The sequence below is a fragment of the Mesorhizobium sp. J8 genome, assembly GCF_016591715.1.
Classification (GTDB): domain Bacteria; phylum Pseudomonadota; class Alphaproteobacteria; order Rhizobiales; family Rhizobiaceae; genus Mesorhizobium.
In genome coordinates, this window is record NZ_AP024109.1 from 1,956,712 (window position 1) to 1,969,576 (window position 12,865).

10 protein-coding genes and 1 pseudogene are annotated in these 12,865 nt (G+C 64.2%); 3 read left to right on the plus strand and 8 right to left on the minus strand.

Features of this window, described 5'->3' with window-relative positions:
* Window positions 1-69: 69 nt before the first annotated feature.
* A pseudogene (locus tag MJ8_RS08965) lies at window positions 70-972 on the minus strand (LysR family transcriptional regulator).
* Between the two features lie 102 nt (window positions 973-1,074).
* Here MJ8_RS08965 and MJ8_RS08970 point away from each other — a divergent pair.
* Both MJ8_RS08970 and MJ8_RS08975 read left to right on the plus strand, forming a co-directional pair.
* On the plus strand, window positions 1,075-2,061 hold the full coding sequence (locus tag MJ8_RS08970) for a zinc-dependent alcohol dehydrogenase family protein (RefSeq protein WP_201414048.1): 987 nt from the start codon (window positions 1,075-1,077) through the stop codon (window positions 2,059-2,061).
* A 99-nt stretch (window positions 2,062-2,160) separates the two neighbouring features.
* Window positions 2,161-3,120, plus strand: a complete 960-nt coding sequence (locus tag MJ8_RS08975; protein WP_201414049.1) for a dihydrodipicolinate synthase family protein — start codon at window positions 2,161-2,163, stop codon at window positions 3,118-3,120.
* A 78-nt stretch (window positions 3,121-3,198) separates the two neighbouring features.
* On the opposite strand, the gene MJ8_RS08980 is transcribed toward MJ8_RS08975, so the two are convergent.
* Entirely contained in the window at window positions 3,199-4,095 is an 897-nt protein-coding gene (locus MJ8_RS08980) for an AraC family transcriptional regulator (protein WP_201414050.1), read from the minus strand.
* A gap of 149 nt (window positions 4,096-4,244) precedes the next feature.
* Between MJ8_RS08980 and MJ8_RS08985 the strand changes: the two genes are divergently transcribed.
* Entirely contained in the window at window positions 4,245-4,970 is a 726-nt protein-coding gene (locus MJ8_RS08985) for an SDR family oxidoreductase (protein ID WP_201414051.1), read from the plus strand.
* Window positions 4,971-5,183: 213 nt separating this feature from the next.
* On the opposite strand, the gene MJ8_RS08990 is transcribed toward MJ8_RS08985, so the two are convergent.
* The 6 genes from MJ8_RS08990 to MJ8_RS09015 form a co-directional block, all read right to left on the minus strand.
* On the minus strand, window positions 5,184-8,588 hold the full coding sequence (locus MJ8_RS08990) for an acyl-[ACP]--phospholipid O-acyltransferase (RefSeq protein ID WP_201414052.1): 3,405 nt from the start codon (window positions 8,586-8,588) through the stop codon (window positions 5,184-5,186).
* Between the two features lie 462 nt (window positions 8,589-9,050).
* Window positions 9,051-9,773, minus strand: a complete 723-nt coding sequence (locus tag MJ8_RS08995; protein ID WP_201414053.1) for an MgtC/SapB family protein — start codon at window positions 9,771-9,773, stop codon at window positions 9,051-9,053.
* A gap of 112 nt (window positions 9,774-9,885) precedes the next feature.
* Window positions 9,886-10,044: a peptide ABC transporter permease gene (locus tag MJ8_RS09000; protein ID WP_201414054.1), complete on the minus strand. Its 159-nt coding sequence runs from the start codon at window positions 10,042-10,044 to the stop codon at window positions 9,886-9,888.
* Between the two features lie 133 nt (window positions 10,045-10,177).
* Window positions 10,178-11,242 carry a class II fructose-bisphosphate aldolase gene (gene fba, locus MJ8_RS09005; RefSeq protein WP_040998092.1) on the minus strand — a complete coding sequence of 355 codons (1,065 nt, stop codon included), beginning with the start codon at window positions 11,240-11,242 and terminating at the stop codon, window positions 10,178-10,180.
* Window positions 11,243-11,393: 151 nt separating this feature from the next.
* Window positions 11,394-12,128: a FadR/GntR family transcriptional regulator gene (locus tag MJ8_RS09010; RefSeq protein ID WP_225248204.1), complete on the minus strand. Its 735-nt coding sequence runs from the start codon at window positions 12,126-12,128 to the stop codon at window positions 11,394-11,396.
* Between the two features lie 137 nt (window positions 12,129-12,265).
* Complete coding sequence (locus MJ8_RS09015; protein WP_201414056.1) at window positions 12,266-12,547, minus strand: hypothetical protein; 282 nt, start codon at window positions 12,545-12,547, stop codon at window positions 12,266-12,268.
* Window positions 12,548-12,865 lie beyond the last annotated feature (318 nt).

A 12,865-nucleotide genomic window follows, 5' to 3' on the forward strand; every position in this document is an offset into this window, starting at 1 on the left:
TCTGGCGATGCTGTTCCTGTCGAAGGGCTGACGCGGTTCGGTGATGCAGCGACTGAAATCGGCGTAGAATTAGTTCATCATCTTTGGCAATCCCGCCGCCAGCGCATCGACGGTCAGCCGCACTTTCAGCGGCAGGTGCGGCGTCTGCAGCCAGAGCGCATGGCAGTCATAGAGATAGTCGCCTTGCTCAGGCAGCAGGCGGACCAGTGTGCCGCCCTCGATGCGTTCACGCACCAGCCAGTATGGCAGCCAGGCCAGTCCCAGGCCGTCGGTTGCCGCATCGGCGATGGCGTCGAGGTCGTCGAGCCGCAGCCGGCCGGCGGGCACGATCTCCGCGACCGAATCCTCGTCGCGAGGAAATAGCCATGGTTGCAGCGCCTGGCCGAGCCGCCGGTAGATGATCGCCTGATGGCTGGCGATGTCTTCGAGTTGAAGCGGTCGGCCGAAGGTTTCGATGTAGGACGGCGAAGCGCAGACGATCATGCGCTGGCGCGCGACGCGGCGCGCGACGATGCCGGCCCTGTCATCCAGCGTGCCGGTGCGGATCGCCAGGTCGAAACCGTCATCGACGAGATCGGCGAAACGATCACTGAGCGACAGGTCCAATTCCAGCGTCGGTTAACGCCGGGCAAGCGCGAGCAGGATCGGCGTGACGCAGTGGCGGCCGAAATGCGCCGGCATCGTCACGCGCAGCTTGCCGCGCGGCTCGGATAATTGATCGGCCGCCAGCGCGTCGGCGGCTTGCGCTTCGGCCAGCACGATGCGGCAACGCTCGTAATAGGCGCGCCCGAAATCGGTCAGGCTCTGCCGGCGCGTGGTGCGGTTGATGAGGCGCATGCCGAGCCGCTCTCCGAGGAAACGGACATGCTTGCCCACCATCGGCCCCGACAGATCGAGCGCCGCCGCGGCGGCCGCGAACGAGCCGAGATCGACGGCCTTGACGAACACATCCATGCTTTCGAGGCGATCCATATTCAAAACCATTCGTTTCGACTGTTCTGCCCGCGCGCCCATTTATCGCTCCTCCAGGTCTCTGCATAGTCAATTCTATCGGTTTGTTTTGAGATTGCAGGCATGGCAAGGGTTGTTCGCTTTCACAGTCATGGCGGTCCAGAGGTGCTTCGCATCGTGGACATAGAAGTTCCGCAGCCAGGCCCCGGTGAGATCCGGATCCACGTCAGGGCGCTGGGCCTGAACCGCGCCGAGGCCTCGATGCGCAACGGCTCTTACATCGAGAAGCCGACGCTGCCGTCGGGTCTCGGCCTCGAAGCGGCGGGGGTCGTCGAGGCGGTGGGAACCGGCGTGGAAGTCTTCGCACCGGGCGATGCGGTCAGCATCATCCCGCCGCGCTCGATGGCGCGCTGGCCGGCCTATGGCGAGCTCGTGAATTTTCCAGCCGAGCTTGCAGTAAAACATCCGCCGTCGCTTTCATTCGAGGCCGCCGCCGCGACATGGATGCAATATCTCACCGCCTATGGCGCGCTGATCGACGTCGCCCGCCTCGGTCGCGGCGAGCCCGTCGTCATCACCGCCGCGTCGAGCAGCGTCGGGCTCGCCGCGATTCAAATCGCCAACAGAATTGGCGCCGTCCCGATCGCCGTCACCCGGACATCGGCCAAGAAGATAGCGTTGCTCGATGCCGGAGCGGCGCATGTGGTGGCGCTGGCCGAGGAGGACCTCGAGGCGCGACTGAAGGCAATCGCGCTGCATGGCGTGCGCGTCGTCCTCGACGCGGTCGGCGGTCCAATCTTCACGCCGCTGACGGCCGCGATGGCGCGCGGCGGCATTCTCATTGAATATGGCGGCCTCAGCCCCGAGCCGACGCCGTTCCCGCTGTTCGAGGTCCTTGCGAAGACGTTGACGCTGCGCGGCTACCTCGTCCACGAGATCACCGGCGATCCCGCCCGGCTCGAAGCCGCCAAGGCCTTCATCCTCGATGGCCTGGCCTCAGGCGCGCTGAAGCCGATTGTCGCCAGGACGTTTGCGTTCGAGGAGATCGCCGAGGCGCACCGTTTTCTGGAAGCAGGGGAACAGTTCGGCAAGATCGTGGTGACCGTTTGAGGCTCGCCTCGGCCGGAAAAGCGACTATCCGCTTGGCAAGCGGGGCTGCCTCGGGCCAAACTGATCAATCTGCATGCCTGCCTCAAGGAGACTTCGAAGATGACCGCCAACGTTTTTTCCGGCTGCATGCCGGCGCTGATGACGCCTTGCACCGATGACCGCCAGCCCGACTTCGACGCGCTGGTGCGCAAGGGGCGCGAACTGATCGCTGCCGGCATGTCGGCCGTCGTCTATTGCGGCTCGATGGGCGACTGGCCGCTCTTGACCGACGCGCAGCGCATGGAAGGCGTCGAGCGCCTGGTAAAGGCCGGCGTCCCGGTAATCGTCGGCACCGGCGCGGTGAATACCGCCAGCGCGGTGGCGCACGCTGCCCATGCCCAGAAGGTCGGCGCGCGAGGCTTGATGGTCATTCCGCGCGTTCTGTCGCGCGGGCCGTCGGTGACGGCGCAGCGCCACCACTTCAAGGCGATCCTCGCCGCCGCGCCCGCCCTGCCGGCGGTGATCTACAACAGCCCTTATTACGGCTTTGCCACGCGCGCCGACCTCTTCTTCGCGCTGCGCGCCGAGCATCCGAACCTGGTCGGCTTCAAGGAGTTCGGCGGCCCGGCGGATCTGCGCTACGCTGCGGAAAACATCACCAGCCGCGACGACGAGGTTGCGCTGATGATCGGTGTCGACACCGCCGTCTTCCATGGCTTCGTCAATTGCGGAGCGTCCGGTGCCATCACCGGCATCGGCAACGTGCTGCCGAAAGAAGTGCTGCATCTGGTCGGCCTCAGCCAGGCCGCGGCGAAGGGGGACGCCGAGGCGCGCCGGCTGGCGCAGGAACTGGACGCGGCGCTTGCCGTGCTGTCCTCCTTCGACGAGGGCCCGGACCTCGTGCTCTATTTCAAGCACATGATGGTGTTGAAGGGTAATCCCGAATACAAGCTGCACTTCAACGAGACGGATGCGCTGAGCGACAGCCAACGCGGCTATGCCGAGCAGCAGCTCAAGCTGTTCGACGCCTGGTATGCGCAGTGGTCGAGGCAGCCTGTCATGGCAAGATACGCGGCCTGAGCCGGCGATCGCGATCGCAAGATCTTCGGCGATCCAACTGGCCGGTTTGACAGGCTGCACCCGTGCTCGGCCAAAGGCTCAATAGGCCGCGGCCGAGCCGGGTATGGCCTGAAGGCGCTCGATGTCCTGACGGGGCGGAGCGCCGAACAGGCGCCGATATTCGCGACTGAACTGGGACGGGCTGTCATAGCCGACTGCGAAACCGGCCGTGCCGGCGTTGGCCCCGTCGGCCAGCATCAGCCTCCGCGCTTCCTGCAGGCGTAGCTGCTTTTGATATTCCAGCGGGGTCATGCGCGTGATCGCCTTGAAGTGAGCATGAAGCGACGACGCGCTCATGCCTGAGGCCGCGGCAATCTCGTCGATCCGCAATTGCGCCTGGAAGCCGTTCCGAATCGTTGCGATCGCGCGGCTCACCTGGTTCAGGTGGCTATCCACGGTTCCCATTTGACGAAGCGTTGCGCCATGCGGACCGGTAAGCAGACGGTAGAGGATTTCGCGCTCTATCAGCGGGGCCAGAGCATCGATGGTTTCGGGGCGATCGAGTAGCTTCACCAATCGGCTCGCGGCATCGATCAGGTCCGGGTCGCTTGGATAGACCGCAAGCACAGGCAAGTCCTTTTCCCCAAAAGCCCGCCGCTCCGTCACAAGCAGGTCGGCAAGTGCCGCGAGGTCGAAGTCGATCTTGCAGCATAGATATGGTGCGGCCGGACTGGCCTCGAGAACATGGCCGACCAGAGGCAGGTCGACCGAAACAAGGAGATAGCTCGATGCATCATAGACCACGTTCTGGTCTGCCAGCGAGACGCGTTTCGACCCCTGGGCGATTATGCAAAGCGAGGCTTCATAGACCGCCGGCACCGGCGCGCTGGGCTGGTCGGCACGAATGAGCGTCAGCCGGGGTATCGCGGTGCTTGAAATGCCCGGATTCCTGGTATGCCGGGCAATCAGCCCGGCCAGTTCGGTGATTTTTCCCATGCCGCATAAATCTGCATCGCGTGGAATGTTGCAAGGCTAGTTCGCCTGATTTGGAGGATTGTGCAAACTCTTCGGACAATCACGCTACCGGTCTTCGCCTGTGCGGCGCCATTTTCCATCCCGTCACCGCAAGCCAAAAAGGAACGATCATGACGGGACTGAAAGACAAGGTTGTACTCATCACGGGCGCATCGAGCGGCATCGGCGAAGCGACGGTGCGAGAGCTTGCCGCGGCCGGCGTCAGGCTGTTCATCGGAGCCCGACGCGCCGAACGTCTGAAGGCGCTGGCCGGGAAAATCGGTGAACGCGTCGCCTGGCGCGAACTGGACGTAACGAATGCCGAGAGCTTCGACGCTTTCGCCGATGCCGCTCATGCCCGATTCGGGCGAATCGATGCGCTGGTCAACAATGCCGGCGTCATGCCGCTGTCGCCGCTTGCCGCCCTGAAACGCGACGAGTGGGCGCGCATGGTAAACGTCAACATCTTCGGCGTGCTGAACGGGATCGCGTCGGTGCTGCCGCGCTTCGTCGCGCAGAAAAACGGCCACGTCGTCAACGTGGCGTCCGTCGGCGCGCATCTCGTGCTGCCCACCGCGGCGGTCTACTGTGGTACGAAATATGCGGTGTGGGCGATCACCGAAGGCCTGCGGCAGGAGCACGACGACATCCGCGCCACGATCATCTCCCCCGGCGTGACCGCGACCGAATTGGGCGACGACATCAGCGACCCGCACGTGGCAGCGGCTTTGAAAGAGTGGCGGCAAAAGTCGCTGACGCCGGACGCCATCGCCCGTGCGATCCGCTTCGCGCTCGAACAGCCTGACGGCGTCGACGTCAACGAAGTGATCGTGCGCCCGACCGCCGCCAACATGTAGAGGCTTAGCCTGCTTGGTCGGCTTGCGGGCGAGGAACTCCGCGCATGCCACGCAGGAGCGGGTGCAAGCTGTCGGCGGGGATCAGTTCGCCCTGCACCACCCGTGCGCACCCGCTCCCGCAGCTCCTTGGCGCCACGTCATACTTGCTTTTGAACGGCAGCGATTGGCAATGAACAGGCCGGAGCTTGTTGCCGGCCTGGTCGCACGCTCGGCTCAGGCGGCCTTGACCTTCAGCTCTTCCTCGCCGCGCACCATCCTGGTCACGCCGGCGAAGTCGAGCTTGCCGGAGCCGAGCACCGGCACTTTCGGCACCACGCGCACTTCGGCCGGCACCATCAGGTCCATGGCGCCGTTGGCCTTGGCGAAGGCGAGGAACTCGGCGCGGGTGGCGCCGGAAGCTTCCGTGATCAGGATCAGCTTCTCGCCCTTGCGCGCGTCCGGCAGCGTGGCGACGGCCGACGGCGAGCCTTTCCACAATTCGCCCGCCAGCGCCTCCACCGCGGCAAGCGAGACCATCTCGCCGCCGATCTTGGCGAAGCGCTTGGCGCGGCCGCGGATCGAGATGAAGCCCGCATCGTCGACGGTGACGACATCGCCGGTGTCGTGCCAACCATCCTTCAGCGGCTCGATCACGCCCGGATTCTCGGCGCGCAGGTAGCCGGCCATGACGTTGGGGCCGCGCACGAAAAGCCGCCCGCCTTCGTCGACGCCCGGCACCGGCTCGAGGCGGTACTCCATGCCGGGCATGATCTTACCGACGCTGCCCGATTTGTTGTACATCGGCGTGTTGATGGCGATCACCGGCGCGGTTTCGGTCACGCCGTAGCCTTCCAGGATACGCAGGCCGAACTTCTCCATATAAGTCGTGCGCGTGGTGGCCTTGACCGGCTCGGCGCCGGCGAAGCAGTAGCGCACCGATCGGAAGTCGTAAGGATGCGCCGTGCGGGCGTAGCCGGACAGGAACGTGTCGGTGCCGAAGATGATCGTCGCGTTCGACCCGTAGATCAGTTCCGGCACGATGCGGTAGTGCAGCGGCGAGGGGTAGAAATAGACCGGCACGCCGGAAATCAGCGGCAGCACCGTGCCCGCCGTCATGCCGAAGGAGTGGAAGATCGGCAGCACGTTGAACACCTTGTCGCCCGAATGGAAGTCGATGCGCGAAGCGGCCTGGGCCGCATTGGCCAGGATGTTGCGGTGGGTGAGCACCACGCCCTTGGGCGTTCCTTCCGAGCCGGAGGTGAACAGGATCGCCGCCGGATCGTCGGCCTTGCGCGCCACCCGCGGCGTCGCCTTGCGCAACAGTCCAAGCAGCTTGTCCTTGAGGCCGATCGTGGCGCGCAGATCGTCTAGCCAGACGATGTCGACCGAACGGCCGATCTCCTCGACCACCGGCCCGAGCTTTGCCTGCTCGACGAAGGCGCGCGAGGTGAGCACGGTCCGCACCTCGGCCGCCTTGCAGGCCGACAGGATGTTCGCCGCACCCGCGGTGAAGTTGATCATCGCCGGCACCTTGCCGGCCGACATGACGCCGAGCAGCGTGGCGCAGGAGCCGTTGGCGTTGGGCAGCATGATGCCCAGCGTCTGCTGTCCGTCATAGAGGTGCTCGAACTTCTCGCCGAGCACGGCGGCGGCGGTTAGCAGCTTGCCGTAGCTCAGCGAACCGGTGACGGGATCCTGCACCGCAAGCTCCTTCATGCCGCGTTCGTGCGCCGTCTCGATGATCTTCTCGAGCACCGTCTTGCCGATGTCCTGGGTGCGGAAGACGAGGTCCGACATCACCTGGTAGAGCGCCGAGCCCGCGGCGGCGCGACGCTGGCGCCCCTTCAGTTCCTGCGCGACTTCGAGCTTCACCGGCTCCAGGATGGTCACCTTGACCTTCGGGAACAGGCGGCGGCGCACATGCTGGGAGGAGAGCCGTGAGAAATAGCTCGTCTCCAGCCCCTCGATGCGCACCGGCACCACCATCGAGCCGGTCTTGTCGGCGACCATGGCGGCGCCGTCATAGACCTTCATCAGGCCGCCGGTGACGGTGATGCGGCCTTCCGGGAAGATGACCAGCGGATCGCCGCCCTGCACGATCTTGATCAGCGTTCGGGTCGACATCGGCTTGGCCGGATTGAGCGGCAAGGCGCGAGCAAGCTTCATGAACGGCTTCATCCACCACGCTTGGGCGATCGTGTAGTCGATGGCGAAGACCGGTTCCTCGTCGGTCAGCGTCAGCGCCAGCGGACCGTCGAGAAAGCTGACATGGTTGAGCGCCAGGATCGGCGCCTTGCCGGCCGCCTTGAGGTTGTCCAGCCCCTCGACTTCCAGCCGCAGGAAGGCGCGGAACAGGATCGAGACGAAATCGCGGAACGGATTGGTCGGCAGGAATTTCAGCATCAGCCAGGCGGCGACGGCGTTGGCGACGACGAGGCCGAACAGGATGCCCGCGATGGAGACGCCCGCCGCCTGGATGGCGGCGACGAGGATGCCGCCGACGGTCATGAAGCCGGCATTGACGATGCTGACCGCAGCAACGACGCGGGCGCGGCGAGCTTCCGGCGACCAGGCCTGCACGGCGGCGAAGGTCGGCACGACGAGGAAGGCGGCGGCGATCGCCATGCCGGCGAGGTCGATGGCGACGCGGATGGTGTTCGGGCCGGCAAAGAAGGCGGCAAGCGTCTCGGCCTGGGGCGAGGGCTGCATGCTGCCGATGGTCCAGGCGAGGTGCAGGCCGAACAGCGCCATCAGCGCGGTGCCGACAGGCGCGGGCAAAAGCACCATGCGTCCCTGCGACATCCAGGCGGCGATGGCCGAGCCGATGGCGATCGAGACGGCGAACACGGCGAGATAGGCGGTGACGGCGATCTCGTTGCCGCCGAGCGAATCCTTGATCAGCGACGGCAGGATGGACAGTACGATGGCGCCGACCAGCCAGAACCAGGAGGTCATCAGGCCTGCGCGCCAGATGCGCATGTCGGTGCGCAATTCGGCGACCTGCCGCCAAGTCGAGCGGAAGATGTTCTTGTCGATAGTAAGATTGGGAGCGGCCGAACCTGTCGAAGGGATGTAGCGGCTGACGAACCAGCAGCCGACGGCCAGGGCCATCATGATCGGCCCGAACACCGCAACCCCGATGCCGTCGGCGGAGACGACGCCGCCGGCAATGGTGCCGCCCAGGATCGCCGCGAAGGTCGCCGACTCGATCCAGGCATTGGCCTTGGGCAGTTCCTTGCGCTCGAGATGATCCGGCAGGATGCCGTATTTGATCGGCCCGAACAGCGCCGAGATGATGCCGAACATCAGCAGCGCGGTCATCAGCACCGGGATCGAGGACAGCGCGATGCCGAAGACGGCGACGGCGGCCGCGGCGATCTCGGTGAATTTCAGCCGCCGCGCGATGAGCGCCTTGTCGAAGCGGTCGGCGATCTCGCCGCCGAGTGCCGAAAGCAGCAGGAAGGGCGCCATGAAGACAGCGCCGGCCAGCGTCACCAAGGACGCGGCCTGATCCTTCGCCAGCGTGAAGAGAATGAGGAACACCAGCGTGTTCTTCAGGAAATTGTCGTTGAAGGCCGAGAGGAATTGCGTCCAGAAGAGAGGCGCGAAGCGCCGCGACATCATCAGATGGGTGTTCATGGCAATTTCCATTGGGCAAGTCCGGCTGGCAACCCGATTGGACTGAGCGGACACTTGCGCGTTTGAGCCTTGTTTATCGGGAAGCGGTTAAGCTTCGTTACTGCGATTCAATCCAATCCATTTGTTTCTTGTTCTCGGCGCCTGGAATCTGTCGTCCATGATCGGTCTCCAGGCCTTCGAGGCACCTGACTGTTTGCGGGCTTGGCTGTGGGCGAGCATCGATATGATCCTTTCGTTTCAGGGTGAGTGTGGCTCGGCGCGGGCTTGTTTCAGGTCGGATGCATCTCTTGAACATCGTTCAAGTGTGCACCATAGCACATTGTGAACATCGTTCAAGAGGAGAATGAACGACGTTCATGTCTGTCCAGGCATGGTTAACAAAGCGAACAGGCAGGTTATGGAATTGCTGGACTTGTCTTCAGGCGGCCCGCACCGGCGCGGGAGCAATCAGGTGAACCCTGCTCAGTTGGGCTTTTCGCTGATCACCTCGAACCGCTCAATCGTGCAATGCTCGGCGACCACGCCCAGCACGTCGGTTGAAGGCTGGTCCGCATCCGGCTGCTTCCATCGGATTTGGAACGAGAAAACGAAACGGTTGCCGCCGGCGTTCTCCATGCTGACGAGGCGGGCATCGTAGCCGAGTGTTCGTATCATGCCATCGAGGTCGGGCGGCGAGTTGTTCGGCCATGAGACGGAAAGCATCGCCTTGTGGTCGCGCGAAATCTTGAGATCGACCCATTTCAGCCCCTGCAGCGTGACCAGAGTCAGCACCGTCGCGATCGCGCCGAGGCCGTATTGGCCGCCGCCCAAGGCAAGGCCGATCATGGTCATGATCCACATCGTGGCGGCGGTGGTTACGCCGGTGACGAGATCGCCCCGTCGCAGGATCGCGCCGCCGCCGATGAAGCCGACGCCGGTAAGCACGCCGAGCGGAAATCGCATCACATCCATGCGCACGAAGGAGCCAGGCCCTTTGCCGGAGACGTCGAGAAGCATGTTGGCCTGGATCATGGCCACGCAGGCCGCCAGACCGACCAGTATGGTCGTGCGCAGCCCGGCGGAATGGCCTCGCGCTTCCCGGTTCAGGCCGATGAGAAAGCCGGCGAGCAAAGTCAGCAGCAGCCGCCCGACAAGGTCCGGCCAGGTCGGATGAAGCGGCATGTCGCAGCAAAGCGGGTCTAACATCGTCTCGACAGGGCGGTGACAAGTCGCCGCGCCTCAATTTCGTCTGCGACGTTCAACTGGCGGAGTCGGCGATAGTTCCTTGCCCGAAGTCCGGGCTCGCGGTCGGTGCCCTTCAATGAGCCGCGAGGCTAACCACCAGCGTCAGCACCACGATGCCGACCAACCCTGCGATGAAGATGATGCGTTGCGCGCGCGTGCGCAGGATGATCTCGCCCTGCCGGGCATTCTGACCGGAGAAGACCGGCCCTTCGCGGTCGCGATCCTTGCTCATGAGTTGCTCCTTCCCTTTGGATGGATCCGGAAGGTCTCTGAGCAGGAACCAACTTATCGGCTTGAGGTTCCTCGCCGTTTCGGCGGGCGGATATCCGCGACCGGGATCGAACCGGTCGCGGGCAATGATCGGCTCAGCCGAATTTCGGATCCAGGCTGCCCGACTTGTAGCGTTTGGCCATTTCGGCCAGCGGGATCGGCTTGATCTTCGGCGCGTTGCCGGCGGTGCCGAACTGCTCGAAGCGCTCCTTGCAGAGCTTCTTCATCGCCGCCATCGCCGGCGTCAGATATTTGCGCGGGTCGAACTCCGACGGGTTCTCGGTCAGCACCTTGCGGATCGCGCCGGTCAGCGCCATGCGGTTGTCGGTGTCGATGTTGATCTTGCGCACGCCATGTTTGATGCCGCGCTGGATCTCCTCCACCGGCACGCCCCAGGTCGGCTTCATCTGGCCGCCATATTTGTTGATGATCTCCTGCAGCTCCTCCGGCACCGAGGACGAGCCGTGCATGACGAGATGCATGTTGGGCAGGCGGCGGTGGATCTCCTCGATCACATTCATCGCCAGCACCGCGCCGTCCGGCTTGCGCGAGAATTTGTAGGCGCCGTGGCTGGTGCCCATGGCCACCGCCAGCGCGTCGACATGCGTGTCGCGCACGAACTGTTCCGCCTGCACCGGATCGGTCAAGAGCTGGTCGTGGCTGATCGCGCCCTCGACGCCGTGGCCGTCCTCCTGCTCGCCGCCGCCGCTTTCCAGCGAGCCCAGCACGCCGATCTCGCCCTCCACCGAGACGCCGCCCCAATGCGCCATGTCGACGACGCGGCGCGTGATGCCGGAATTATAGGCGTAGTCGGCCGGCGACTTGCCGTCCTCCTTCAGCGAGCCGTCCATCATCACCGAGGTGAAGCCGTACTGGATCGCGGTGACGCAGGTCGCTTCGTTGTTGCCGTGGTCGAGATGCATGCAGACCGGGATGTCGGGATGGATCTCGACCAGCGCGTCGATCAGCTTGGCCAGCACCACGTCATTGGCATAGGCGCGCGCGCCGCGGCTGGCCTGCAGGATCACCGGCGACTTGGTCTCCTCGGCCGCTTCCATGATGGCGAGCCCCTGTTCCATGTTGTTCATGTTGAAGGCAGGCACGCCATAGCCGTGTTCGGCGGCATGGTCGAGCAATTGTCTCAGTGTGATGCGAGCCAACGAATAGTCTCCCGTATCTGGTTCGAGCCCTGTTCAAAGAGGCCGCCCGGGCGGGCGGTCCGTTGCTTCTGGCCGGAATCCCGTCGGACCGCAACAGTCTGCGGGCCTGCACGGCGCAATTCTTGTTACAGCCTGTAGAGGCGCACTGGTGCTATGTCCGGCTGCCCTGCCTGGCCGCGAGCGAAAGCCGCACATCTTCCTCCGCGCCGTCCAGCAGGGCAATCAGGGCCTTGCTGGTGGCCGCGGGATCGCGCTTCTCGATGTTCTCGGCGATTTCCTGATGCAGCCTCAGCGAATGGCTCTGCCCGGCCGGATTGTCGTCCGAAAGCCGGAAGCTGATGATCAGCGCCGTCTCGATCAGGGCCGCCAGCGAGCCGATCAGCTCGTTTCCGGACATGTGCAGGATGGACTGATGGAAGGCGAGGTCGGGAACAGCGAAGCGCTCGCCGTCGTCGCCCGCCTTTTCCATTTCGTCCAGGATGTCCCACAGCTCGGCTATCTGCTCGGGCGTGGCGCGCTCCGCCGCCAGCGCTCCGGCCATCGGCTCGATGGCGCGGCGCAGCTCGAACAAGGAACGCGCGTCCTCGGCCGTCGCCCGCGGCCCGAACCGCCACATCAGCACGTCCGGGTCGAGGAAATTCCAGTCCCGCCGCGGGCGCACCCGCGTTCCCGTGCGCGGGCGCATCTCCACCATGCCCTTGCCGGCCAGAACCTTGATGACTTCGCGCAGGCCCGTGCGGCTGGCGCCATAGGAGGCGCTCCAGTCGTCGCCGTTCGGCAACTGGTCGCCGGGCGTGAATTCGCCGCTGACGATGCTTTGGCCGATCTCGTTGAGCAGCCTGCCGTGCAAGCCGGTGTTGGACGAGCCGGCCATGAACGGCGTCATCCGGAGCATCCGGGGGCGGCTGGCGCTAATCTTCATACTATTCCCATTATTCATATGATTGTCACGTGCGCCCCCTAGTAAGCACACCGTTGAACAAGCAGCCAGAGCCGATCGACAAAATTCCGCGCAACCGCACCTCAAGAACCACAAAAATCTGGGTTTCTGACATCGCCGGCGGCGCCTCCCGTCGCCGCTCGATGTCGTGCGCGCAATCTTGTCGACGAGCCATACAACAGGAACGCGACAAAGATGTCTTCCTTGATGACTACCCGCGCCAGCCAGACCGCCGCGAAGCGAACGGCAATAACTTGCATTCTCAAAACCACCGCCTCCTGCCTTCTTGTGACCGAATTCCTCGTCATGGCGTCGCCGGCTTTTGCCGTGGAACCGTGGATCATGGTCGAGAAGACGACCTTCACGGGTGACACGATCGTCTCCAAGCAGCAGGGTGTGACGACGGACGGAACGAACTGGTATTTCTCCGGTACCAATGTGCTGGAGCGCACCGACAAGAACTATAATCCCAGCCTGCAGGTCTCGCCGGCCATCCCGGATGTCCTCAAGCTGCCGTCGCAATATTCCGATATCGGGCTAAACCACATCGGCGACATCGATTATGCGGATGGCTATCTCTACATCTCGCTCGACTCGAGCCAACGCGACCCGGTCACCGGCGGCAAGTACGAGAACCCTGTCTTCGCGGTCTACCGGGCAAGCGACCTGAGTTTCACCGGCCA